This is a genomic window from Chromohalobacter moromii, from assembly GCF_023091865.1.
GTDB classification, from domain to species: domain Bacteria; phylum Pseudomonadota; class Gammaproteobacteria; order Pseudomonadales; family Halomonadaceae; genus Chromohalobacter; species Chromohalobacter moromii.
In genome coordinates this window covers 785,740-810,407 of record NZ_JAHXDI010000001.1, presented here as the reverse complement: position 1 = coordinate 810,407, position 24,668 = coordinate 785,740, and the positions used below count along the sequence as shown (strand labels likewise).

Sequence of the window (24,668 nt, the reverse complement as noted above, 5' to 3'; positions counted from 1 at the left end):
TTGGGACGGGATTGTGGATAAACGTGGGACAACCTTCGTTTGTCCTTGGATGACGCCGCTTGGCAGCAAGCGTTTATTTTTTGACCAATCTGGGACTGGTCAGCGCCATCCTTGAGCGCTACAGTGCCGGCCTCGATCCCGGAGGCAGCATGCAGTCGATCACCACCCTCAGTGAATTTTTCCAACGTACCGGTGCGGAAGTACGCCTTTTCGACATGGGGCGTCGCATCGCGCCTTTCGAATTCTCACGGCTTACCGAGTTCGAAGCCGGCGCCACCCCCTGGCCCTTGCCCTGGAACGGCCAAGCGCGCCTGGCATGCGCATTCCGCCTAGGCAGCGATGCCGCAAGCGAGCCCTTGATCTGGTTCTTGGCCTTGCCCCTAGATGAGCAAGGCATGCTGGTCCCCGGACCCCGTGACGCCTTCCTCGAACGCTTGGTCGAGACCCTGGGCCGCACGGTGGAAAGCGTCGGACGCGACGACGCACCGCACATCGACAACTTGATGCGCGACAACCCCTTGGTCTTTACCCCTGAGCTCACACAGCAGGCCATATTGCATGCCCAGGCCGCCCGCGACTTTGCCCAGCCAGCCAGCAAGCACCATGCACTGGTCTACGCCTACCTGATCGATGCCGACACCAGCGTCGACTGGCAAATGCTCGGCCTGCAGGGAATTGCCGACCTCGTGGCCCGTCTCGAAAGTGGGGAAGAAACTCGCCTAGCCGAACGCATCCCCGTACTACCGGTCGAGGTCCTGCGACCGCTTTGCTACTGTATGGAGCATCGTGACTTGGCTTCGGCATGCGTGGAGCCGCTTCGCGAACGCGCCGAACAAGCGGCGCGCTCAGGGGACCTCGAAACCGTATGCGCGGTAATTCGCGCCCTGGGCAGCAGCCACGATTCCCGGGTCGGTGCCTGGTACGATACGCTACTCGATGATCCAGCGGCCTGCGGGCCCGATGTGCTCGCCGCCATGGCCGCGCGCGGCTGGATGCATCTCGAGGATGAGCAACGCTTGCCGCGATTCCTCACACGACTAGCGGAAACGCCACAAGCTAACTTTACCGCACTGGTACGTGACCTAGCGCTTGTGCCACGCTTGCGCCTACCGGTATTAATGACGCTGCGCCAAGCGAGTGCCGACTCTCCTATCGGTCTACGCTTGGCCGAACTGGATCGTTGATGCATGAAAGCACTGCCCTATCAAGCCAAGGCCGTCATCGGCCGGCGCGAGATGGTCACTCTGCCGGAGTTGGGCCTGACGCTGTGCGCTAAAATCGACACGGGAGCGCGCACCTCGGCGCTGCATGCCGAAGATATCGAGACGTTCGAGCGGCAAGGGCATCTTTGGGTGCGTTGCATTACGCGCAGCGGCGGTCCCGACGCCCCATCGCATACGCTAGAACTCCCCCTGTACGACCGCCGCAAGGTCAGGAGTTCCAACGGGTTCGAGCAATGGCGCCACGTCATCCGAACGCACATGCAACTCGGGGGACTCGACTATCCTATCGAACTGACATTGACTGACCGGCGTAGCATGCGCCACCCCATGCTGCTTGGACGGCGCGCGCTGCGCCGCCTTCTGGTCGCGCCTGGCGCGGCCTTTCTGCACGGCGAGCCCTGATCCCGCCGGCATCGCTATCGAGTGGAGACGACCATGCACATCGGCATTCTTTCACGCAATCGCAGACTGTACTCGACGCGGCGTCTGATCGAGGCTGCCGAAGCGCGCGGGCACACCGCCCGGGTGGTCGATACGCTGCGCTGCTACATGAACATCGCCTCACACCGGCCGTCGATTCACTACAAAGGCGAGGAAATCGAGCCGTTCGACGCTATCGTGCCGCGCATCGGCGCCTCCGTCACCTTCTATGGCTGCGCCGTATTGCGCCAGTTCGAGATGATGAGTACCTATGTGCTCAACGACTCGGTGTCGATCACGCGCTCACGCGACAAGCTGCGCTCTCTGCAATTGCTGTCACGCAAGGGTCTAGGGCTTCCGGTCACCGGGTTCGCCCATTCACCGGACGATATTCCTGACCTGATCACCATGGTCAAAGGCGCGCCACTGGTCATCAAGCTTCTCGAGGGCACCCAGGGCATCGGCGTGGTTCTGGCGGAAACCAACCAGGCCGCCGAATCGGTCATCCAGGCCTTCATGGGCATGAAAGCCAACATCATGGTCCAGGAATACATCAAAGAAGCCAAAGGCGCCGATGTGCGCTGCCTGGTGATCGGCGACAAGGTGGTCGCCGCCATGAAGCGTCAGGCGCTTGAAGGTGAGTTTCGTTCCAACCTCCACCGTGGCGGTACCGCCAGCGTCATACGCATTACCCCGGAAGAGCGTTCCACGGCTATCCGCGCCGCCAAGGCAATGGGCCTGCGCGTCGCCGGTGTGGATCTACTACGCTCCAACCACGGCCCCGTGATCATGGAGGTCAATTCCTCGCCGGGCTTGCAAGGCATCGAAACCGCCACAGGCAAGGATATTGCCGGGCAGATCATCGATTACATTGCGAAAAATGGTGTCACCCCTCGCAAAGCACCTCCCAAACCCAAGGGCTGAGTGGGACATCCCCCGTGTGCCGTGCCACACGGGGAAATTTTCTTGCCGCCGGGGTAGCAAAACGCTGTTTCCACCCGCACAATTTGCGTCACCGGAGGAGGTGACCGCCCATGTTTCTCGATAATCGCCAAGTGGCGATGGACAGCGTGCTGGAAGCGCTGGCCGACAGTCTCGATTATTTCCAGGACAATTTCGAGCGCCTGCGTCCCGCGCTGCGCGATCGTCTGAAGCCGCATTATGAAGAGCGCGGCCAGGCCATGCGCGAGCTGCAGAAACTGGCCAAGGAACATCTCGATATTCTGCCGCGCGATGCCGACGTGGAGCGCGATGACTACCTCTGGCTATGGAGTCGTATCAAGAGTTTCGTGGGCAACGACAGCCAGGTGTTGCTAGGCGAGCTACTCGAGCAAGAGCGCGTGTTGATGCAGGCGATGGGCACGGCATTCACCCATCCTCTCCCGGATGCCGTAGAGCCGGCACTGGAGCGCTGCTGGAAGAATTGCCGAGCGTTGATCCGCGAACTCAATGCACAGCACAAGCGCTGATGCCAACCTCGGGCACCGTCACTCCTCCTTCTTGCGAATAGGCAACGTTTCAGGCGGCCCGAGAAAGTAAGGTACCCTGCCCCACAGGTAGATATCACCGACGGTCGCTGCACGTGCCAACCATTCGCGCAGCCAAAGCTGCCATTCGCCCCCGACCCGACCGTCCGGCACAGCGCACCCTTCCGCTTTCAAACCGACCGCATCGGCGATGAACAGAGCACGCGGCAAGTGCCATGCCTGCGAAATCATCAGCACGTGCTCGGCCCCGAAGACACGGCGCGCTCGCACCACACTGTCGAAGGTGCTGAAACCGGCATAGTCGAGCGTCATATCGTCACTATCGACGTTACGCGCACGCAATGAGCGCCACATCGACACGGGCTCGTTGTAGTAGCGCGTGCGGTTGTCACCGGACAGCAAAAGGTGCTGGACACGCCCCAGGCGCAGCAGTTGCGCTGCGGCTTCCATGCGCGCGGCGAAATAGGGGTTGTGGCCGCCGCCACGAAGTCCTTCGGCGGTCCCGAAGACCAGCCCGACCGGCTCGGCATCGCACACGAGCGCGTCGTGATGAATACGGCCAGCCGTCTTGGCGAACACCCAGACGTTGAGCGCCACCACCACGGCGAACATGAAGATCACGCCGACAAGACACCACTTGAGCAGTCGCCATCCCCACCGGATCAGCCCCCGGCGACCGTTTTCTCGCGGCATGCGGATCTCCAACGAATAAGGGGCGTCAGCCACGCCCCACCATGAGAAAGAGAGCGACTAAGACCTCGTCCTAGAACATGCCCAGTTCCAGCCTCGCCTCCTCCGTCATCATCTCACGGCTCCAGGGCGGGTCGAAAACGATCTCGACATGCACCTTGGACACTTGCGCAGCGCCCTGAAGCTTGCGCCGGGCATCTTCGGCGATCACCTCACCCATGCCGCAGCCTGGCGCGGTTAACGTCATGCGGATGGTGACCATGGTCTCGCCACTTAGAAGATGCTCGATACGGCATCCATAGACCAGCCCCAGATCGACGATATTGACTGGAATCTCCGGGTCGAAACAAGTCCGCAGTTGCGCCCAAATGAAGGCCTCGAGTTGCTCGTCGCTGGCTCCCTCGGGCAGGGACGCACGCGACACTGCTTCGAGCCCCAGGGCATCGAGGTCGTGTCCCTCGATCAGGAACATGCGTCCCTCGAAGCCGACACTGACCGTTCCACCCTTGGCCTGCATCACCGAGACGATACTATCCTCGGTCAAGGTCACGCTCTTGCCGAAGGGAATCGAAATCGCCTCGACATCGCGCTGCAAGGGCATTTCTTGCCCCTTGTAGAGGCTTTGCAGTTGATCCATGCCGTCTCCGTTAGCGCACCATGGCGATGACTTTCTGTAAGGCCTCGACGAATGCATCGACCTCTTCCGGCGTGTTGTACGCGGCCAGAGAGGCGCGACACGTTGCATCGAGTCCCATGCTAGCAAGCATCGGCTGAGCACAATGATGCCCGGTACGAATCGCTACGCCAAGCTGATCGATCAGCAGGCCAATATCTTGGGAATGAGCACCGTCGACCACGAACGACAGCACGCTCACCTTGTCCGGTGCCGTACCGATCATGCGAAGGCCATCGACCGCCTGCAACTTGTCGGTGGCACGCTCGAGCAGGTGATGCTCCCACGCCGCCATCAGGTCGATGCCGGTATCCGCTATCCAGTCGAGTGCCGCCCCCAGGGCGATCACTTCCGCGATGGCCGGAGTGCCAGCCTCGAACTTGTGCGGAATCTCGCTGTAAACCGTGCCCTTCTCGAAAGACACGCGGCTGATCATCTCGCCACCGCCCTGCCAAGGCGGCATCGCCTCGAGCAAGGCCTCACGACCATAGAGTACGCCCACGCCGGTGGGACCATAAGCCTTGTGGCCCGAGAACGCATAGAAGTCGACGTCCAGCGCCTGGACATCGACGCGTTGATGCGGCACCGCCTGGGCACCGTCGACCAGGATCAGCGCACCATGCTCATGCGCCGCGCGCGCCATTTCCGCCACCGGATTGACGGTGCCCAGCGCATTCGAGACGTGATTGACGCACACTAAACGCGTGCGCTCCCCCAGCATGTCCCGGTAAGCCGCTTGATCGAGCACGCCGCGCTCATCGACCGGAATCACCTTGAGCGTGACGTCCAGCGCCTCGGCCAGCATCTGCCAAGGTACGATATTCGAATGATGCTCCATCAACGAGACGATGATCTCGTCACCCGGGCGCAGATTAGCTCGACCCCAGCTATTGGCGACCAGATTGATCGCCTCGGTGGTGCCGCGCGTGAAGACGATCTCGCGATGCGACGCCGCCCCCAGCCAAGCACGCACCTTCTCGCGCGTGCCCTCGTAAGCCGCCGTGGCCTCGTCGGCCAGGGTATGCAACCCACGATGGATGTTGGCGTTATAGCGCCGATAGTAATCGTCCAGCGTGTCGATGACCGCCGACGGCGTCTGGCTGGTCGCCGCGTTGTCCAAATAGATCAACGGCTTGCCGTGAACTTCACGTTCGAGGATCGGGAAGTCGCTACGCACACGCGCCACATCAAGCATCGTCTCGGCAAAGGCATTCATGGGCTCAAGCCTCCTCAAGCGCGTCGGAAACCTCAACCAGATCCGCGAGATTGAAGCGCTCAGGCAATTTCCCCGCCACGGCACGCTCGACACGCTCGGTAATGACCGGCAGACGCACCTGGTCCATCACCTCGCCGGCGAACGCCAACGTCAAGAGACCGCGCGCCATTTGCTCGTCAATGCCGCGCGTGCGCAATGCGAAGACGGCTTCCTCATCGAGCTGACCGGTCGTCGCGCCGTGCGAGCACTTGACGTCGTCGGCGTAGATTTCCAACTCCGGTTTGGTATCGATCTCGGCGCGGTCGGACAACAGCAGGTTGGCGTTGTTCTGATACGCCTCGATCTGCTGGCTATCGCGCTTGACGATCACCTTGCCGTTGAACACGCCCCGGGCACGATCATTGAGAATGCCCTTGTAGTTCTCGTTGGAGAAGGTGTTCGGCGCGTTATGGTTGACCAAGGTGTGATTGTCGACGTGCTGACGGCCCTGGACGAAGAACAAGCCATTGTAATTGGTCTCCGCGCCTTGCGCGTTGAGATCCGTGACCAAGTCGGTGCGCACCAGCGCGCCGCCCAAGTTCAAGTTGAACGACGTAAAACGTGAATCGCGGCCCTGCTCGACATGGATGCTCGCCACGTGCAGGTCCTCACTAGAGGCTTCCTGAAGCTTGTAGTGATCGACGATGGCGCCGCGTTCGAGCATGACTTCGCTGACCACGTTGGTGAAGTTGGCCGCGCCCGCTTCGCCGGCGTAATGCTCAATCACCGTGGACTGGCTGCGCGCGCCGGCCATCACCAACACGCGCGGATGACTCATCCGTGCCGATTCATTGGCGCGCGAGGCGAAAACCACATAGATCGGCTTTTCGACCACGACGCCCTGACCGATACGCACGACCGCGCCTTCTTCGGAAAGCGCCACGTTGAGCGCGGTGAACGGCGAGAAATCGACCCCTGCGAGACGTCCAATGGCGCCACCGATAGCCTCGTGGTTAGTGCGCATCGCCGTGGTCAACGGCTCGACCGAAACGCCGTCAGGCAGATCCGTCAGGTCGGACAAAGCCGTCGAGAACACACCATCGACGAATACCAGGCGATGCGCGTCCAGCGGCATGCCGAGTGCTGCGAAACGTGCCTCATCGAGTTCGGCGTCATCGGCTAGCGTGAATTCGCCTTCGGCGATGCGCCGCACGTCGGTATATTTCCAGGCCTCGTCACGCTTGGTGGGAAACCCTAAAGCTTCGAAGCGTGCCGCGCCGGCCTGGCGGCGTGCCGCTACCCAGGTCGGCTCGTCATCGGCTCGTTCGCCGAGCCGCTGTAGAAAAGCGTGTGCTGCACTCATGCCGCAGACTCCTCCAGCACCCATTCATACCCACGAGCTTCGAGCTCGTTGGCAAGCTCCTTGTCGCCGGACTTGACGATACGACCGTCGACCAGAACATGAACACGATCCGGCACGATGTGCTCAAGTAGACGCTGATAGTGCGTCACCATGAGAATCGCGCGATCGGCATTGCGTAGCGAGTTGATGCCCTCGGCGACCACCTTCATGGCGTCGATATCAAGCCCCGAGTCGATCTCATCGAGCATCGCCAGCTTGGGCTGCAACACCAGCATCTGCAGGATCTCGTTGCGCTTCTTCTCACCGCCCGAGAAACCCTCGTTGACCGCACGCTGCAAGAAACTGCCGTCCATCTTCATGAAACTCAGCTGCTCGCGTACCAGCTTCATGAATTCCGGCGCCGGAATTTCCTCTTCACCACGCGCGACTCGCTGAGCGTTGAGCGCCGCCTTGAGCAGGTAGATGTTCTTCACGCCCGGAATTTCCACGGGGTACTGGAACCCCAGCAGGATACCGGCCAGCGCGCGCTCTTCGATTTCCATTTCCAGCAGGTTCTTGCCTTCGAACAGTATTTCCCCGCTGGTTACCTCGTAACCGTCTTTACCCGCAATCACCGCCGAGAGCGTCGACTTGCCCGCCCCGTTGGGGCCCATCAAGGCATGAACCTCGCCGGGATTGACGGTCAAGTTAAGCCCCTTGAGGATTTCCGAGCCTTCCACCGTGACATGCAGATCTTTGACTTCGAGCATCTTGATACCTTGCTTGCGTTCGAGTCGCCCGGCGACTTCGATACATGGATTGAGACCTTGGCTGTGCGCCTGACTGCATCTCGGGTGCGTTACCCGACTGCCCCTTCCAGCGTCACATTGAGAAGCGCCTCGGCTTCCACCGCGAATTCCATCGGCAGCTCCTGGAAGACGTCCTTGCAGAAGCCGTTGACGATCATGTTGACGGCGTCTTCTTCGGAAATGCCGCGTGACTGGCAGTAGAACAGCTGATCCTCGCCGATCTTCGAGGTGGTCGCCTCGTGCTCCACGGTCGCCGAGCTATTGCCGATTTCCTGATACGGGAAGGTATGCGCGCCACAGCGATCACCGATCAACAGCGAATCGCACTGCGTGAAGTTGCGCGCGTTCTTGGCCCGTGGACCGACCTTGACCAGGCCACGATAGGCCTGATCGCTGCGGCCGGCGGCGATCCCCTTGGAGATGATGGTGGAGCGCGTTCCTTCGCCGATATGAATCATCTTGGTGCCGGTATCGGCCTGCTGGCGACCGTTGGTCACCGCCACGGAATAAAACTCGCCGACACTGTCCTTGCCGCGCAACATGCAGGACGGATACTTCCAGGTGATCGCCGAACCGGTCTCGACCTGCGTCCAACTGATCTTGGAGCGATCGCCCCGGCAATCGCCGCGCTTGGTGACGAAGTTGTAGATACCGCCCTTGCCGTCCTCGTCACCGGGGTACCAGTTCTGGACCGTCGAGTACTTGATGTTGGCATCTTCCAGCGCCACCAGCTCGACCACCGCCGCATGCAGTTGGTTCTCGTCACGCTGCGGCGCGGTGCAGCCTTCCAGGTAGGACACCTGGGCGCGCTTGTCGCAGACGATCAGCGTACGTTCGAACTGGCCGGTATTCGCCGCATTGATGCGGAAATAAGTGGACAGCTCCATGGGGCACTCGACACCTTCGGGCACATAGACGAAGGAACCGTCGGTGAACACCGCCGAGTTGAGCGCGGCGAAGTAGTTATCGCCCTGAGGCACGACGCTACCCAGGTACTGGCGCACCAACTCCGGATACTCGCGAATCGCCTCGGAAATCGAGCAAAAGATGACACCCGCTTCCGCCAGCTTCTCCTTGAAGGTGGTCGTCACGGAGACGGAGTCGAACACCGCATCCACCGCGACCCCGGCCAGCGCCGCGCGCTCGTGCAGCGGAATCCCCAACTTCTCATAAGTTTCCAGGAGCTTGGGATCGACCTCGTCGAGGCTCTGCGGCTTATCTTCCTGCTTTTTGGGCGCGCTGTAATAGGAGATCGCTTGATAATCGATAGGCGGATAGTCGAGATGCGCCCAGGAAGGCGTAGTCATCGTCAACCATTGGCGATAAGCCTCCAGGCGCCATTCCAGCATCCACTCGGGCTCGCCTTTCTTGTTCGAGATGAAGGCGATGGTGTTTTCATCCAGCCCCGGCGGTACGGTATCGCTTTCGATGTCAGTCACGAACCCTTGGGTATATTCGCGCTGAACAAGCTCTTCCATTTCCTGACTTGCCATGGTGTCTCTCCTCCCGAGCGGTATGCTCTCGGCGCGTGGCCATCGCCACGGCCCCGATATCGTCTAATCAAATCTCGGCGCGACTCGCCAAGGTCACGCTCTGTATGGGCAATTGAACGGGCAGTTTCAGCGGTGCTTCCTGGGCTAGATGCGCCAGGGTCACGCTGTCGAGCAAGGTGCGAATAGCCAGCGAGACACGCTGCCAGTTATCAGCGACGCCGCAGGTGTTGACCAGATCGCAGTCGCCATCGGCGTGGCTGCACTCGGTCATCGCTACCGGCCCTTCGATGGCGCCGATGATATCGGAGGCGGTAATGGACGCCGCAGGTCGCGCCAACCGATAACCGCCCAACGAGCCGCGCCGCGATTCCAGAAGCCCGGCTCTCACCAGCATCTTCAACGTCTTGCTGACGGTGGGGTGTGGCAACTGCACCGCATCGGCCAGCTCGGTGGCGGCGTGTGCCTGCTCCGGGTAACGCGCGATCTGCGCCATTACCACGGCGGCATAGTCGGTTAGCTTGGAAAGCTTCAACATGCCCTCACTCCACGGATGCTCTATTGAGGACCATTTTAGTCCTCTATGGATTCGATGTGAAGAGAGCCGGCGAGTTCGCGGCTTCGAACGCTATGTTAGCGTCAAGATAACGACCGTTCGCATCAATAATGACAATTATTACCATTTGAGAAGACTATCGGCTCTTGCCTTGGGCACGATTCACCCGCACATTCGAGACAGAACTTCAGTCGGATACCGTAATGCGACGTCACCTGACCCAGGAACTGCACAATTTCATCGAGCGCGGCCGCGACCGCCAACTGCGACTCGCCGTCACCGGCCTTTCCCGAGCCGGCAAGACCGCCTTTCTCACCTCGCTGGTGCATCAGCTGCGTCATGCGGGCCTGGAAGCACGCCTCGATCTGTTGCGCGCCGCCCGCGAGGGCCGCCTGCTTGGCGCCCAGCGGGTCGCTCAGCCCGACCTCGGCGTGCCACGTTTTCCCTATGACGCCGCCATGGCCTCCCTCGACGGCACACCACCGCACTGGCCAGCGCCCACGCGGGGCATCAGTGAGCTGCGCCTGACCATCAAGCACCGTACACGGCGCGCCCGGGGCCTGCTGGGCGATACGGCAACACTCACCCTCGATCTGATCGACTATCCCGGTGAATGGTTGCTCGACCTGCCCCTGCTCGAGCACGACTTCCTCAGTTGGAGCGAGGCGCAGCAGACCACCATGGGCAGTGAGCGCCAAAGCCTCGCTGCGACCTGGTTGAGTGCCGCCGAGACCCTAGCCCCGGACGACGAAGCCGACGAAGGCCAACTCGCCGAGATCGCCAGCCATTACGCCGACGCATTGCGCGCCTCGCGCGAGGCCGGCTTCGCCGATCTGCAACCGGGGCGCTTTCTACTCCCGGGCGATCTGGAAGATGCGCCGGTACTGCAATTTTTTCCGCTTCCCGGCGTGCGCGAAGCCAACCGAGCCGAGCTCGACGCCTTGCCCGAGACAAGCGTCTACAAGACGCTGGCGCGGCGCTTCGACCATTATCGCCGCCACGTGGTCAAACCGTTCTACCGTGAGCATTTCCGGCGCTTCGACCGCCAGATCGTACTGGTCGATGTGCTGGGCGCGCTCAACGCCGGTCCGGAACGCTTCGAGGATCTTTCCCGGGCGCTGAGCACCCTGATGCGGAGTTTCGATTACGGCAAGCGCAGCCTGATGAGCCGATTGTTCTCGCCGCGCATCGATCGTCTGGCCATTGCCGCGACCAAAGCCGACCACGTCACGCCCGAACAGCATCCCAATGTCGTCGCCTTACTCGAATCCCTGCTTGCCGAGCCACTCAAGGATCTGCGCTTTGCCGATGTGCCGGTGAAGGCGCTGTCCTTGGCGGCGGTGCGTGCCACCGAGCCACGCGAAGTGGATAATGACGGCCAACGCCGCCCCGCACTACGTGGTACTACCCTGGAAGGCGAAGACGTACTGCTGTTCCCCGGCGACGTGCCGTCCCGCTTACCTGAGCACGACTTCTGGGCTCGCCAGGGATTCGACTTCACGGCGTTTCGGCCTCCGCATCGCGACACGCCCGAACTCCCGCACGTACGCATGGATGCAGCGCTCGACTGGCTGATTGGAGATAAATTGAAATGAGCGAGCCGCGCCCCGGACAACGTTTTCGCGTCGATCCTGAGTCCCCGCCTCACTTTACGGCTGCCCCCGAGCCAGGGGAACGCTTTCCCCCGGAAAGCGCTTCTCATCCGCTCGCCACACAGGATAGCGCGCCGGAGGTTCCCCTCGAAGCCAGCCTGGGCAAACCCCGCAAGCGCCGTTGGGGGCTCATGGCTCTACTCGGCGGCTCCCTAGCGCTAGGCAGCCTGGAAGTCGCGCGTCATCTGTATACCGCCACCCTCGACGGCGACTGGCTGGCAGGCGCCTGGAGCGCACTGGGTATCTTGGCGCTGGGCTTGGGTGCCGTGGCACTATTACGCGAGCTATGGCGTCTGCGGCGTCTGAAGCGGCACACCCGATTGCGTGACCAACTCGACGCCCCCGAAGAAGCCACGTCCCAGGACATGCAGACGCTCGCCGAACGCTTGCGGCGCCAAATGCAGCTAGGCGACGACGACCCCCACTGGCGCGCTTTTCAAGCCGCACATCAGCCGCACCACGACGCTCAGGAAACACGCACCCTGCTGGCGCACCACCTCCTGGCCCCGCGCGACCGCCAGGCACGCCGATTGATCGCGCGCATGTCCGGTGAAACCGCCGTCATGGTCGCCGTTAGCCCGGTGACATTTTTCGACATGGCCTTGATGGCGTGGCGCAACATCGGTCTGATCGACCGCCTCGCCGCGCTCTACGGCCTGGAGCTCGGTTACGCCAGCCGCCTACGTCTATTTCGCGCAGTGCTCTACAACATGGCCTTCGCCGGCGCCAGCGAGATTGCCACGGACGCCGGGATGGACCTGCTCTCGATGAACGTGGCCGGCAAACTTTCCACTCGCGCCGGCCAAGGGCTCGGCGCAGGCCTTCTCACCGCGCGGCTCGGCTTGCGAACGCTGCGCATGACACGCCCGATCCCCTTCGACGAGGGCGAAGCCCCGCGCCTCGCTGACCTGCGCCGCGAACTCTGGCAGCGCCTGCGCCGGCTGGAAACACAAGGCGATAACCAACAATCCACATCGTCTTGATCCAGATCACGATGCGGCACGTACTGGGCAACTAGGCTAGATTGAGTGCACTCGTAATCGCGTCCAAACGCATCGCAAGTGCCGACTTTAATGCCAGCACATACGGAGGTTGCCATGTACTCGACCATCGTGGTTCCTGTCGACGGATCGGAAGCAGCCAGCACGGCGCTCGATATCGCCTGCAAGCTGGCCAGCGCCGACGGTGCGCGCCTACATATCCTGCATATTCCCGAATCGCTGGCCCACGACACTCTCCTAGTCTGGGGCGTGGGCGCGGTCCCCATGGAAGCCAGCGCCGAACAACTCGAGCGCGCCGGCCGGCAACTGCTCGATGCCGCGACTCAGGCTGCCAGCGAACGTGGCATCACCGATGTCGAAGGCTCGCTACATCAGGGCGATCCGGCACGAGTGATCATCGAACAGGCCAAGACGCTGGACGCCGATGCCATCGTCATGGGCAGCCGTGGCTTGAGCGACATCGCCGGGCTCGTCGTCGGCAGTGTCTCGCACAAGGTTTCGCACACCGCCCCCTGCCACGTGATCAGCGTGCATTGAATCACCGGGGCTCAGGTTAGCGAGAAAAACTCTCGCAACTGCCAGGCAACGCCATAAGGATGGTGATGGCCGATGCGTGCGGCGTCAGGAACGCGCCGCACCAATTCGGGATGAGCGTTTTCCACGATGAAGCCGTGGCCAGCCAACGCCAGCATCTCAGCATCATTGAGGTTGTCGCCAAACGCCAGGCAGCGCGATGCGGGTAGCTCGAGATGCGTCAACAGACGCTCCAGCGTGGCGCCCTTATTGACACCTTCCGCCATGATTTCCAGTGAGTGGGCCATCGAATAGGTCACATGTACCCGTGTGCCCAGCGCCTCGTTGATGCTCTGTTCCAACGACGCCAGCGCGACGGGATCGCCGATGCACAGCACCTTGCCCACCCCATTGCCATCGTGCGCCTCGAGGTCGGCGACGCGGTAGTGGAACCCGGTATGCGCATGCAAGGCCTTCAACTCCGGCGCCGACGCATCGATCAACCACTCGTCGCCGGTATACAGGTTGAGCCGAATATCGGCATCGCGTGGCAGCTCGACCAACGCTCGCACCAGCTCCGCCGGCACCCACTGTTCGGCGATCAAGCTATCGTCGGGCGCGTAGAGATGTGCCCCATTGGTGCTCAATATATAGGCGGGCACGCCCAGTCGGCGGCGGAACGCCGTGATATCGTGAAAGTGACGCCCCGATGCCAGCGCCAGATGATGGCCCTCGGCGGCCAAGGCCTGAAAGGTCTCGATGGTCAATTCATCGAGATCGTGCTCGGCATTGAGCAGTGTGTTATCCAGATCCGTGACAATCAGATGAGGCTGCATGCGGCTTCCCGGTTGGTTCTCGACACCCCAAGGTTACCGCATATCGGCCTGAAGTTGGGGACTGGCGTTAGCGCCACGTACTGTTGGTCAAGGTGCATCTCACAACAGGACAGCCCCATATGCAGAACGAGCGATATCGACGACTCCAACGCCAGTGTGGCCGATCATTCCGTGCTTTTTCCTTGAGTCGCCCAACTGTTCAGCATTTTCTTCGTGCGGAGCATGGCGGATAAATGCTGAACAGTTAAATGCCTAGAGAGCGCTATTCTCATCACCTTCATCGGGCTTGGCCGAGCCTTGGTGCTCCAGCGGCGTGGCCCGGTCGAGACGCGGATGGTTGTCGAGAAACTCGCGGTGCGGGTCGTCGAGGGCGTCCAACGACTGGATGGTATATGTCAGCGCATGGATCGCCGCCAGCACGTCCTGAGTATTGCCGGTCTCGGAGATGGTGTGCATGTTGCGGATCGGAAAGCCGATCGAGGTGGCGGCGCAATCTACCGCCGCCAGCACACCGGCCATGCCGTCGGTGCCAGTGTCGGCGCCGACCATGTCGCGCTGCATGGGAATGTCGTGCTGCTTGGCGGTGCTCTCGATGATCCGATTGAGCTGCTCGCTGGCGATCGCGCCCACCGCCATGGTGAAGCCCTTGCCCATTTCCAGCGGCTGCATGCGTCGGTCGCCGATGCCGGGCGCCGCCATATAGTCGTGATTGACGTCGACGCCGATCAGCACGTCCGGCTCGAGTTCCCCGGCCAGTACCCGGCTACCTAAGCGGCCGATCTCCTCGTAGCTGGCGATGGCGAACAGCACGCGTACCTGCTCGGTGCCGCCCGCCTCGGCGATCAGCCGTGCGACCTCGCTGGTGACGAAGCAACCCAGGCCGTTGTCCAGGTAAGCACCGTAGAAGGTGTCGGGGCTGAAGCCGGGGCGGATGGGACGATCAAAAATAATCGAATCGCCAGGCCGCACGCCCAGGTTCAGTACCTGCTGCTTCTTGTTCTCGCCGTGGATCTGCAGGTCCAGATAGATCTGTTCCTTCTTGATGCCTTTACTGCCGTCACGCATGGCAGGATCGGAAAAGTGAATGGCGCCCAGCGCTTCCACCGTGCCGCCATGGATCACCCGGTAGCTGCCGGGATTGTCGGGGTCTTCGCTGAACAGCTTGACCTCGTGGCCGATCAGCACCGTGGGCAGGAAGGAGTCGGTATTGATCCAGATCTTGCCGTCGTCGCCGATCGAGCGAACCTGCATGCGGATCTTGTCAGCGTGGCCGATCAGCATCACCTTGAACATGTCGTCGCGGCCGGGATGGGTATCCAGCACCACGCCGGCGTGGCCCTGGTACTGATGAAGCTGCCAATCGCTCGGCGCAAACGACTCGAACTGCGGCTTGAGCACGCCATAGGTCATTGCGCCCTCCAGCCCCACCGGGCTGGGCGCGTCGAGGATTTCGCGCATCAGCTTGAACTGCTGCTCCGGCATAGGCCGGTTCCAAGGGTGGTTGGTCTCGCTCATTGAGGCTCTCTCTTGCGGATTCATGGGATATATGAGGCCAGTCTGGCAGATTTCAGGCCACTAACTGAAGCCAAACATCACGAGGCTCTGCACGACACTGCGGCGTCATGGGCGTGGGCGTCTACGCGTCCGTTCGGCTCCAGGCATCTGCCACGTCAGTTCGTTTGTGAGAGCAGCGCGGCACGCAGCTCTTCCGACAACGGTGGCTCGGCCAGCCAGATACCGAAGTAGGCACGCGCCAGCTCAACGTCATCCGACTCGAAGCGCTTATCACCGTTCAGACTCAGGCTCAGTCGTGGCACGTCTGGATTCCAGTCAAGCCGATAGCGGTCACCATCAGTGGCATCGGTCATAGCATTCTGGATCGTCTCGATCTTGGGGCGAATCGCCTCGCGTGCCTTCACCTCGTACTGTTTGTCCAGAGTGGCCCAAGTCGCCTTGCGAATATCCGCAACGTCCACATCGCGCCGATACTCGAGAAGCAGGCTCATCGGTATCTCGGCGTTGATGATGGCATCCTGGCTAGCGTCAGCCGGTGCATAAAGAGCCGCGTCATATACATCCCAGAACATATAACTGGCGGTGCCTGCCCCTTGCAAAACGAGTTCAGTCCCATCCAGTGACTTTTCAGCCGCAAACGACGCCGCGAGGGCTGAACTACCGCCCCAACCAATCATGACTGCCAGTCCCAACCCTTGGACGAGGCCGGTTAAAGCAGCGCGCACCGTCATGACGAACCTCCGTCTGGATTAGACTGGGTGAAAAACAGCGTAACCTCTCCAACCCGGATACCGAATTTAGTCACGGTCGCCCGGTGAATCACCACATCCTCGCTCTGACAGATCATCCAGTCATCATATCCAGATCCGTGACAATCAGATGTGGCTGCATGCGGCTTCCCGGTTGGTTCTCGACACCCCAAGGTTACCGCATATCGGCGCGCCTCGCGTCGCCTGGAAAAGATGTACAGGCACAGTGAATCAAGCCGGTTTGTATTACCATGGCCTGTCGTACCGATGATCATCCTCTAAACCTGCACTACTCGCTCACCATAGGTGGCGGCTTCTCCAAGGAGACTTCATGGCTAACTTCGACCCCCGGCTCGATATGAACGATGCCATGCGGCATGCTCTCGGCCTCTATCACCAGCGTATCGAAGAGGAAAAGCAAGGAAATGGTGGCCCACATCGCCATATGGCGGTAGGGCCAGCAGCCGGTCGTTTCATCAACTTGCTGGCCAGCAGCCTCGACGCACCGCACATTCTCGAGTTGGGCACTTCTCTAGGCTACTCGACGCTCTGGCTCGCCGATGCCGCCCGCGCTACGGGCGGCCGAGTGACCACGATCGAATTGGAAGCAGAAAAATCTGCGATTGCCAAGGAAATGGCCGAAGGCGCGGGGCTCGTCGAGTGGGTCGATTACCAAGTGGGAGACGCCCTGGCCTTGATCGACGGTCTCGACGGACCCTTCGACTTCGTGCTTGTCGACCATTGGAAGGACCTCTATCTCCCGAGTTTCGAGGCCTTTCGCGACAAGCTCGCTCCCGGCGCCATCCTGGTGGCCGACAACATGATCCGTGGCGGCGGTGGCGATAGCAGCGGCCAGGCAGAATACGCTGCCGCCGTCCGCGCCATGCCGGGCATGACGAGCGTGTTGCTGCCGGTGGGCTCAGGGCTGGAAGTCAGCCGCTACGAACCTGCCTAGGCAGCGAAACAGGGCCCGTCGCCCTTGACGACATCCATTCGCCATCGACAACCCGGAGCTCATCCATGTCTCGTGCTATCGAAATCCCCGCCGCAGACGGCACTATCGACGCGCATATCTTCATGCCCAATAACGCCGACGGCCCTCTACCGGCCGTGGTACTGTTCACCGATATCGGCGGCCTGCGCCCCTGCTATCACGAGAAGGCTCAGCGAATCGCCGATGACGGCTATGCCGTGTTGATGCCCAATGTCTACTACCGCGATGCAAACGGACACATCGTCCCGGAGGGCAAGTCCTTCCGCGATCCGGATGTGCGCCCGACGCTGCTCGAATATGCCGACCATCTCACTCCCGAGGCACAGTCCCGCGACTTCGCCGCCCTGCTGAACTGCATCGACAATGAGCCCGAGTTCGGGGGCGGCAAGATCGGCGTGGTCGGCTATTGCATGACCGGCGCCTTCGCGCTGCGCATGGCGGCCGAACATGCCAATCGCGTGGCTGCTGCAGCCGGTTTCCATTCGGCGCGACTGGCCGAGGCAGACGACCCGAACAGCCCTGTGAACGTCGTCGGCAATATCGAAGGGCGTGTCTATTTCGGTCACGCCGACAAAGACGAACTGCTGCCCCCAGAGCAGATCGCTCGCCTGGACGAAGCCCTCGCCACCGCCGGCGTGCACTTCACCACCGAGCTTTACAAAGGCGCGGCCCATGGCTTCACGGCCAAGGACGCCCCTTCCTACGATGCAGCCGCCGATGACCTGCACCACAAGCGACTGGCCCTGCTTCTGGAAGAGACGCTGTAATAGAGTCTCCATTGACCGGCCAACAGCGAGTATTCAAGTGAGCCGAATTTAAGGCCACCAGCAGGAAGTGACAAAATCAGTGTGAAACGGCGATTTGGGAATTCCTCAAGGCACAAAAAAGGCCGGGCAATTCTGCCCGGCCCAAGCTGATCGGCTTCCACACGCCGCTGCGTTCAGCGATCCCCCAGGCTTGCGGCGACGCCGGGGGCGCGTTCGCCGAGCAGTATGTGGACCAGGCCGCCGTCGATGCGTTGAATGCCTTGCGCACCGAGTGTCTTGAGCGCGGCTTCGTCGAGACTCGCGACATCGGCGAGGCGAAGCCGCAGGCGGGTCATGGCCACGGCGGTGGCTTCCTGGACGTTGCCGCGCCCACCCAGGGCCGTCAACCAGTGGTCGAGCTGTTCGGCACTCAATCGCACCACGCTAACCGTATCCGATCCGCTACCCTCACTGACCGCTGGCGCTTCACTCGGCGCGGCGCCTTCGGCACTCATCGCGGCGCGAATCTCGTCGGCAACGCCGTCGGCTATCGGTCCGAGGATTACCTGCAAGCCACCGCCGCGTAGGTGCAGCACGCCACGTGCACCGAGCTGCTTGAGCGCCGGTTCATCGATGGTATTGTCGTCGACGAGCACCAGCCGCAGGCGCGTGGTGCAAGCGCCCACGCTGGTCATATTGGCTGCCCCGCCCAGGGCATGCACGAAAGCTGGGCCACGCTCCCCGAGATCGGTCGGGGCGCTAGTGGCACCTGCGGTTTCCGGTTCGCGCCCCGGCGTGGGTAGATCGAAACGTGCAATCGCCCAGCGGAACACCGTGTAATACAGCGCGAAATAGCAAAGCCCCACCGGAATCATCAGCCAGCCGTTGGTCGAAAGCCCGTAGGACAGCGCGTAGTCGAAGGCCCCGGCAGAGAAGGTAAAACCCAGCTTAACGTCGAGCAGATTCATGATCACCATCGACAAGCCGGTGAGCAGCGCATGCAGCACGTACAAAAATGGTGCCAGGAACATGAAAGTGAACTCGATCGGCTCGGTGACACCGGTCAGGAAAGCGGTCAACGCCAGCGACAGTAACAAACCGCCAACCTGGGCACGTCGTCCTTTGGGCGCGGCATGGTACATCGCCAACGCCGCCGCCGGGAGGCCAAACATCATCACCGGAAAAAAGCCCGCCATGAAGCTACCCGCGCTGGGATCACCCGCGAAGAAGCGGTTGAGGTCGCCGGTCGCGCCATCGAAACTGCCGAACACGAACCACACGAAGCTGTTGAGTACGTGGTGCAGCCCAGTGACGATCAGCAAGCGATTGAGCACACCGTAGACGAAAAGCCCCAGATCGCCGGCGTCGATCAACCACTGGCCGAGGGTGTCGATGCCGGTCTGGACCGTCGGCCAGATCACCCCGAAGATCATCCCCAGGATGACCGCAGCGAGCCCGGTGACGATCGGAATGAAGCGCCGCCCGCCGAAGAAAGCCAAGTAATCGGGAAGCTTGATGTCCTTGAAGCGGTTATAGAGTAGACCCGCCACGGTGCCGATGATGATGCCCGACAGCACCCCCATGTTGATGTCTTCGTTGAGCGTGTGCAGGACCGCATCGAGTACCAGATAGCCGACGACTCCCGCCAGACCGGCGGCGCCGTTACTGTCGCTAGCGAAGCCCACCGCTAGGCCGATGGCAAAAATCAGCGCCAGATTGGCGAAGATCGCATCGCCGGCATTGGCGATGAAGGAAATATCGAGCAGGTCTGGCTGCCCCAAGCGCAGCAGCAGACCGGCAACCGGTAGCACCGCGATGGGCAGCATGAGCGAACGACCCAGTTTCTGTAGGCCGCCCATGATATCGAGTCGCATGATCGTTTCTCCCACTCTTGTTGTTGTCCAGAATGTCGTTGTTCCGAACGGGCGCGTCAGGCGGTGACCGGTGCTTCCAGCCAAGCCTTGACTTGCGCGCGCACGGCGGCGCCGTCGTCCAGTTCCAACCAGGCCGGCAACTGCTCGGCGAGTGCCCCAACGTCGAGCTCGCGCAGCATGGTCTTGACCGCCGGCACGCGGCTTGGCTCCACCGAGAGCTCGTCGACCCCCAGTGCCACCAGCACGGCCAGCGCCAGCGGATCACCGGCAGCGGCGCCACATACACCCACCGGGCAGCGCCCGGCGGCGCCATCGACGGTTGTCTTGATCAGCCGCAGTACTGCCGGATGGAGCACGTCGAGTTGTGCGGCGAGTCCGGGATCTTCACGGTCCATGGCCAACGTGTACTGCGTCAGGTCGTTGGTGCCGATCGACAGGAAATCGGCCTCGGCGGCGAGGCTGGCGGCGCAAAGTGCGGCTGAGGGCACCTCGATCATCACCCCAAGTTGCGGCAGGCGGCTCACGCCCAGTTCACTGGCCAGCGTTTCAAGTCGTTGACGCAATGCCCGCAACTCCCCGACGCCACTGACCATCGGTAGCATGATGCGCAGCGAGCCGATTGGCTCAAGCGCGAGTAAAGCGCGTAACTGACTCTCCAGCAGCTTCGCTTGGCTTGCCCACAGGCGAATGCCGCGCACGCCTAACGCCGGATTGGCAACGCTGGGCAGCGGTAGGTAGCCCAGTTGCTTGTCGGCACCTATGTCCAGCGTTCGTACGACCACCGGCTTGCCGCCTAGTGCATCGAGCGCGGCCTGATACTCATCGCGTTGTTCGCCGATGCTCGGCGCGCGATCACGGTCGAGGAACAGGAATTCGCTGCGCAGCAGGCCGATACCGTCGGCGCCCTCCTCGGCGGCGATAAACGCCTCGGCGCCGCCGGCGACGTTAGCGCATACCTCGATAGTGCGCCCGTCACGGGTCGTCGCAGGCTGTCTTGCCGACTCGCGGGCAGCGCCTCGAGCCCGCTCGCGCTCAGCGATGCGCTCGCGCATGGCCTCGAGACTGGCGCTATCCGGTTGCGGTTCGAGCAGGCCGCGTTCAGCATCGAGAATCGCCATCTCTCCTTCGGCCGCCTCCAGCATCGCGCCCATCGCCACCAAACACGGCAGGCCCCGGGCACGGGCGAGAATCGCCACGTGCGACGTGGTCCCCCCCGCCACCAAGCAGATGCCCGCCGGACGCTGAGCGGCCAAGGCCGTCAGTTCCGACGGCGTCAGATCGTCGGCGATGATGATGGTGTCGGCCGGCACCTGTGGGACACTCGGCGCCGCCCCCAGGTGCGCCATCACTTGACGCTGTAGGTCGCGCAGGTCGGCAACTCGCGCCGCCAGCAGTTGGTTGCCAGTCGCCTGCAGACGCACCGCTTCATCATCGAGGGCCTCCTTCCAGGCCTGCCCGGCACTGCGTCCGCTGTCGACGTAACCGTCGGCGGCCTCGCGTAGCGCCGGATCGTCGAGCCAGGCCAAGTGCGCCTCGAGGATTTCGGCTTCACTGCTTCGTCCGCTGCGCTTGGCTTGCTCCAGCGCCGTCTCGAGCGAATGACCGACGTTCTCCAATGCCACGCCCAGCGCCTCGCGCTCATGCGCCGGAACGCCTCCGACTTGCGGCACTGTGGGTAATGCCGCCACATAATGATGCAGCGGCCCGACCGCGAGCCCTTGGCTGGCGACGAGCCCAGCCAACTGCCCTACCCCAGCCTCGGCGGCAGGCACTTCGGCCTTACTAGCTACGGGATCATCGGCCTCGGCTTCGCTCAGCAGCCGCTCGGCGTTATCCAACGCCGCCGTGGCACATTCGCCTCGCGCGATCAGCGTCACACGATCGCCGTTCACCAGCCCTAGATTCATCAACCGGCTCAAGCTGCGCGCATCGACGTGCGTTTCGCCGTGGACGAGTTCGAGATCGACATTCTGTTCGTGGGCGATGGCGCGTAGCCGAGCCGCAGGCCGCGCGTGCAATCCAGTCGCCAACCCCAGCGTCACCTCGCGGGTCGCTTCGCCTATTCGCCGGGGCGTCGCGTCGCCGCCATCTGGCGCATCCCAAGACGTGGGCGGCTCGAGACGCATGATCGACTCGCCCTGGCGCACCGTGTCACCGCTGTGCTGTGTACTGAGGAGTGTCAGACGCCAACCGGACGGTTCGGCGATAATCAATGGCGTGATCAGGCTCATCGCCTGCTGGGCGACTTGGTCGGCATCGAAGCGCAATAACGGCGCGCCGGCCTCGACCCTTTGACCGGCCTCGACCAGCAGCTCGATGCCCGCACCGTCGAGATTGACGGTATCCAGCCCCAGATGAATGAGCAGCTCGACGCCACCCGCACTGCGAAGCGTCACCGCGTGGGCGGTACGTGCACAATGCACGATCTCGCCGTCGCAAGGCGCATGCAGCGTGTCGCCGAGCGGATCGATGGCCATGCCCTCGCCGAGCGTGCCGCCGGCAAAGACCGGATCGGGCACCGCGTCGAGGGCGACGAGCACGCCATCCACCGGTGCCTGAATATCGAGTGATGAAGCCATGTTGCCTCCGGCATTGTTGTTGTAAAGAACGTCGCTGTGTCGCTGTAGAAAAAGACGTTTAGAAAGAATCGTTGTCGCGCATCGTTTGGCTTAGACCGATGGACGACGCTCAGCGGGTACGGGTCACCTTCTTGAGATGACGCGGTTGATCGGGATCGCTACCCCGTGCCACCGCTAGCTGAGCGGCCATGACGTAGAAACTCTGGATGACCGACAGCGGCTGAAGCGCCGCATGGCCGGCATCGGTGACTGTCAGCTCACGCTGGGCAACATCTTCGTCGGCAGCCAGCAACACCCGCGCGCCGACACTTTTAAGCCACTCGGCGAGCTCAAGTAGGCCGGCCTGCTCGGGTCCCGGTGGGGCGAATACCAGCACTGGGTAGCCGGGGCCGATCAACGCCATCGGTCCGTGCTTGACCTCGGCACCACTGAATGGCTCGGCCTGGAGGGCGCAGGTCTCCTTGAACTTGAGCGCTGCTTCCTGGGCGACGGCCAATCCGGCGCCGCGCCCTACCACCATCAACTTGTCGGCATCGCGCAGTGCCTCGATGGCCGGCGACCAGTCCTGCTCAGCCGCCACGCGCAGCCGTGCGGGTAGTGCCTCGAGCGCAGCGAGCAATTCACGATCCCGGTTCCAGTGGCCGAGCAACTGAGCGCAGGCCGATAGCGTGGCCAGGTAGCTCTTGGTCGCGGCAACACTGCGCTCCTCGCCAGCATGCAGCGCAATTTCGCGATCGCTGACCTCACCCAGCGGTGACTGGGGCGTATTGACCAGCGCCAGCGTCTGGGCCCCGCCAGCGGCCAGCGCTTTTTGGGTCTCGATCAGATCGGGGCTCTGGCCGGACTGCGAGATCGCTAGCGCCAGCTGGCCGTCAAGCTTCCACGGCGCCCGCGCCAGAGTAGTCAACGACGGCGGCAGCGAGGCCACCGGAATCCCTCGGCTCTGCATGCATAGATAGGCGAAGTAACTGGCAGCATGGTCGGAGCTACCGCGCGCCACGGTGACCACACCCTGCGGATCGCACTGGTGTAGCCATGCACCGAGCTCGGCATGCGACTCGGCGTTGCGCGTCAACTGGTCGGCGATGCGCTCGGGGGCGCTGCGCGCTTCGCTGAGCATCATCGAACTCATACGTCGTCTCCTGGGCGGGTCGTGGGGGCGTCTTCGGGATAACCCATAGCCACGCTCTGGCCCTCGACGTAGACACAGTCGACGGCCAGATCGCGATCGAGCACGACCAGATCGGCGTGACAGCCAGCAGCCAACCGGCCGCGATCATGCAGACCAAGAAAGTCAGCAGGATGGCGCGATACGCGCTCGCTGGCCTCGGCCAGTGATAGGCCGATCTCGACCAGATTGCGCAGCGCCTGATCCATGGTCAGGGTACTTCCGGCGAGCGTGCCGTCGGCTAGGCGCACCCCGCCTAGACATTTGGTCACCGCCTGCTCGCCAAGCCGGTACTCGCCATCGGGCATGCCGGCCGCAGCGGTCGAGTCGGTGACGGCATAAAGACGCGGGATGCTTCGGAGCGCGACGCGAATCGCCCCGGGATGGACGTGCAACAAGTCGGGGATTAGCTCGGCGAAATCGGCATGTGCCAAGGCGGCTCCCGCCATGCCCGGATGACGATGATGCAAACCGGTCATGGCATTATAAAGGTGGGTGAAACCGCAAGCGCCATGCTCCATCGCCGCCACGCCCTGCTCGTAGGTGCCCAGGGTATGCCCCAGTTGCACGCGCACGCCGCGCTCGCTCAGGTGACGAATCAACGCGTAGTGGCCGGAAAGCTCCGGCGCCAGAGTCACCAGCCGAATCGGCGCCAACGCACACAGCGCGTCGATCTCGGTGATTTCACCAGGCCGTGCATAAGGCGGCTGAGCACCGAGCTTACCGGGATTGATATAGGGCCCCTCGAGATGTACGCCGAGTATGCGTGCGCCCTTGCCCGGTGACTGCTCCATCAAGGAACCGATTTCGCCAAGTACGTGGCGTATCTCGGCGTCGGTGGCGGTCATGGTCGTCGCCAAAAGGCTGGTGGTGCCGAAGCGCGCATGGGTACGCGCCAGCGTGGTCACCGCCTCGCCGCCTTCCATGGTGTCGGCGCCACCGCCACCATGCACATGCAGGTCGATGAAGCCGGGCACTATATAGGGGGCACCGTTGTCCGCCGGATCGACCGGCGCACCGTCAATGCGCGCGATACGTCCATCGCACCAGTGGATCTCGCCCAGGCGCCAGCCTTCGGGGGTGAGGATGTTGCCGTAATGCATTGGCTTACCTTTTTAACGCGCCCACAGACGCGCGTTCGCGTTGGTTATCGAGC

The 24,668-nt window shown here is 62.3% G+C and carries 24 protein-coding genes; 9 read left to right on the top strand and 15 right to left on the bottom strand.

Translation table 11 applies throughout. The annotated features are described in order from the left end of the window. Positions 1 to 149: 149 nt before the first annotated feature. The 4 genes from KZO83_RS03620 (at position 150) to KZO83_RS03605 (ending at position 3,112) form a co-directional block, all read left to right on the top strand. Positions 150 to 1,184 (top strand): DUF3549 family protein, encoded by a 1,035-nt coding sequence (locus tag KZO83_RS03620; RefSeq protein WP_247620176.1) that lies wholly within the window; start codon positions 150 to 152, stop codon positions 1,182 to 1,184. Positions 1,185 to 1,187: 3 nt separating this feature from the next. Beyond that, the gene (locus KZO83_RS03615; protein ID WP_040244028.1) at positions 1,188 to 1,625 is read left to right on the top strand and encodes an ATP-dependent zinc protease family protein; all 438 of its coding nucleotides are present in this window, start codon (positions 1,188 to 1,190) and stop codon (positions 1,623 to 1,625) included. Between the two features lie 33 nt (positions 1,626 to 1,658). Further along, a complete protein-coding gene (gene rimK / locus KZO83_RS03610; RefSeq protein ID WP_040244030.1) occupies positions 1,659 to 2,567 on the top strand; it encodes a 30S ribosomal protein S6--L-glutamate ligase in 909 nt (302 codons plus the stop codon). A gap of 110 nt (positions 2,568 to 2,677) precedes the next feature. Further along, positions 2,678 to 3,112, top strand: a complete 435-nt coding sequence (locus KZO83_RS03605; protein WP_040244032.1) for a hypothetical protein — start codon at positions 2,678 to 2,680, stop codon at positions 3,110 to 3,112. An 18-nt stretch (positions 3,113 to 3,130) separates the two neighbouring features. On the opposite strand, the gene KZO83_RS03600 is transcribed toward KZO83_RS03605, so the two are convergent. The 7 genes from KZO83_RS03600 to KZO83_RS03570 all read right to left on the bottom strand — a co-directional run bounded on the left by KZO83_RS03600 (position 3,131) and on the right by KZO83_RS03570 (position 9,867). Further along, positions 3,131 to 3,823, bottom strand: a complete 693-nt coding sequence (locus KZO83_RS03600) for a SanA/YdcF family protein (RefSeq protein ID WP_246893796.1) — start codon at positions 3,821 to 3,823, stop codon at positions 3,131 to 3,133. A 70-nt stretch (positions 3,824 to 3,893) separates the two neighbouring features. Then, a complete protein-coding gene (gene sufT, locus KZO83_RS03595; protein WP_040244036.1) occupies positions 3,894 to 4,457 on the bottom strand; it encodes a putative Fe-S cluster assembly protein SufT in 564 nt (187 codons plus the stop codon). 10 nt (positions 4,458 to 4,467) lie between these two features. Continuing rightward, entirely contained in the window at positions 4,468 to 5,709 is a 1,242-nt protein-coding gene (locus tag KZO83_RS03590; RefSeq protein ID WP_246893797.1) for a cysteine desulfurase, read from the bottom strand. Positions 5,710 to 5,713: 4 nt separating this feature from the next. Continuing rightward, positions 5,714 to 7,051, bottom strand: a complete 1,338-nt coding sequence (gene sufD, locus KZO83_RS03585; RefSeq protein WP_247619788.1) for a Fe-S cluster assembly protein SufD — start codon at positions 7,049 to 7,051, stop codon at positions 5,714 to 5,716. Further along, on the bottom strand, positions 7,048 to 7,800 hold the full coding sequence (gene sufC / locus KZO83_RS03580; RefSeq protein WP_075369642.1) for a Fe-S cluster assembly ATPase SufC: 753 nt from the start codon (positions 7,798 to 7,800) through the stop codon (positions 7,048 to 7,050). Before sufC ends, sufD begins: the two co-directional genes overlap by 4 nt. 89 nt (positions 7,801 to 7,889) lie before the next feature. Continuing rightward, positions 7,890 to 9,332, bottom strand: a complete 1,443-nt coding sequence (gene sufB / locus KZO83_RS03575; RefSeq protein WP_040244044.1) for a Fe-S cluster assembly protein SufB — start codon at positions 9,330 to 9,332, stop codon at positions 7,890 to 7,892. Between the two features lie 67 nt (positions 9,333 to 9,399). Continuing rightward, the gene (locus tag KZO83_RS03570; protein ID WP_040244045.1) at positions 9,400 to 9,867 is read right to left on the bottom strand and encodes an SUF system Fe-S cluster assembly regulator; all 468 of its coding nucleotides are present in this window, start codon (positions 9,865 to 9,867) and stop codon (positions 9,400 to 9,402) included. A 221-nt stretch (positions 9,868 to 10,088) separates the two neighbouring features. Between KZO83_RS03570 and KZO83_RS03565 the strand changes: the two genes are divergently transcribed. The 3 genes from KZO83_RS03565 (at position 10,089) to KZO83_RS03555 (ending at position 13,075) form a co-directional block, all read left to right on the top strand. Continuing rightward, positions 10,089 to 11,480 carry a YcjX family GTP-binding protein gene (locus tag KZO83_RS03565; RefSeq protein WP_247619787.1) on the top strand — a complete coding sequence of 464 codons (1,392 nt, stop codon included), beginning with the start codon at positions 10,089 to 10,091 and terminating at the stop codon, positions 11,478 to 11,480. Next, the gene (locus tag KZO83_RS03560; protein WP_247619786.1) at positions 11,477 to 12,520 is read left to right on the top strand and encodes a YcjF family protein; all 1,044 of its coding nucleotides are present in this window, start codon (positions 11,477 to 11,479) and stop codon (positions 12,518 to 12,520) included. Before KZO83_RS03565 ends, KZO83_RS03560 begins: the two co-directional genes overlap by 4 nt. A 114-nt stretch (positions 12,521 to 12,634) precedes the next feature. After that, positions 12,635 to 13,075, top strand: a complete 441-nt coding sequence (locus tag KZO83_RS03555) for a universal stress protein (RefSeq protein ID WP_040244050.1) — start codon at positions 12,635 to 12,637, stop codon at positions 13,073 to 13,075. A gap of 11 nt (positions 13,076 to 13,086) precedes the next feature. Here the strand turns inward: KZO83_RS03555 and KZO83_RS03550 are convergent, their stop codons facing one another. From KZO83_RS03550 to KZO83_RS16455, 4 genes are all read right to left on the bottom strand, one after another. Next, positions 13,087 to 13,887 (bottom strand): Cof-type HAD-IIB family hydrolase, encoded by an 801-nt coding sequence (locus tag KZO83_RS03550; RefSeq protein WP_247619785.1) that lies wholly within the window; start codon positions 13,885 to 13,887, stop codon positions 13,087 to 13,089. A gap of 252 nt (positions 13,888 to 14,139) precedes the next feature. Continuing rightward, positions 14,140 to 15,402: a M20/M25/M40 family metallo-hydrolase gene (locus KZO83_RS03545; protein WP_247619784.1), complete on the bottom strand. Its 1,263-nt coding sequence runs from the start codon at positions 15,400 to 15,402 to the stop codon at positions 14,140 to 14,142. Between the two features lie 155 nt (positions 15,403 to 15,557). Beyond that, positions 15,558 to 16,133 carry a chalcone isomerase family protein gene (locus KZO83_RS03540; protein ID WP_247619783.1) on the bottom strand — a complete coding sequence of 192 codons (576 nt, stop codon included), beginning with the start codon at positions 16,131 to 16,133 and terminating at the stop codon, positions 15,558 to 15,560. Further along, positions 16,130 to 16,249 (bottom strand): DUF3833 family protein, encoded by a 120-nt coding sequence (locus KZO83_RS16455; protein WP_418904299.1) that lies wholly within the window; start codon positions 16,247 to 16,249, stop codon positions 16,130 to 16,132. Before KZO83_RS16455 ends, KZO83_RS03540 begins: the two co-directional genes overlap by 4 nt. Positions 16,250 to 16,482: 233 nt before the next feature. Between KZO83_RS16455 and KZO83_RS03535 the strand changes: the two genes are divergently transcribed. Both KZO83_RS03535 and KZO83_RS03530 read left to right on the top strand, forming a co-directional pair. Beyond that, on the top strand, positions 16,483 to 17,106 hold the full coding sequence (locus tag KZO83_RS03535; protein ID WP_217693998.1) for an O-methyltransferase: 624 nt from the start codon (positions 16,483 to 16,485) through the stop codon (positions 17,104 to 17,106). A 65-nt stretch (positions 17,107 to 17,171) separates the two neighbouring features. Further along, complete coding sequence (locus KZO83_RS03530; RefSeq protein ID WP_247619782.1) at positions 17,172 to 17,912, top strand: dienelactone hydrolase family protein; 741 nt, start codon at positions 17,172 to 17,174, stop codon at positions 17,910 to 17,912. Between the two features lie 173 nt (positions 17,913 to 18,085). On the opposite strand, the gene nagE is transcribed toward KZO83_RS03530, so the two are convergent. The 4 genes from nagE to nagA form a co-directional block, all read right to left on the bottom strand. Beyond that, complete coding sequence (nagE, locus tag KZO83_RS03525; RefSeq protein ID WP_247619781.1) at positions 18,086 to 19,765, bottom strand: N-acetylglucosamine-specific PTS transporter subunit IIBC; 1,680 nt, start codon at positions 19,763 to 19,765, stop codon at positions 18,086 to 18,088. Positions 19,766 to 19,821: 56 nt separating this feature from the next. Further along, positions 19,822 to 22,344: a phosphoenolpyruvate--protein phosphotransferase gene (ptsP, locus tag KZO83_RS03520; RefSeq protein ID WP_247619780.1), complete on the bottom strand. Its 2,523-nt coding sequence runs from the start codon at positions 22,342 to 22,344 to the stop codon at positions 19,822 to 19,824. Between the two features lie 109 nt (positions 22,345 to 22,453). Then, positions 22,454 to 23,476, bottom strand: coding sequence for an SIS domain-containing protein (locus KZO83_RS03515; protein ID WP_247619779.1), 1,023 nt, complete (start codon positions 23,474 to 23,476; stop codon positions 22,454 to 22,456). Continuing rightward, positions 23,473 to 24,615: an N-acetylglucosamine-6-phosphate deacetylase gene (gene nagA / locus KZO83_RS03510; protein ID WP_247619778.1), complete on the bottom strand. Its 1,143-nt coding sequence runs from the start codon at positions 24,613 to 24,615 to the stop codon at positions 23,473 to 23,475. The genes KZO83_RS03515 and nagA overlap by 4 nt, the downstream gene beginning before the upstream one ends. Positions 24,616 to 24,668: the final 53 nt, after the last annotated feature.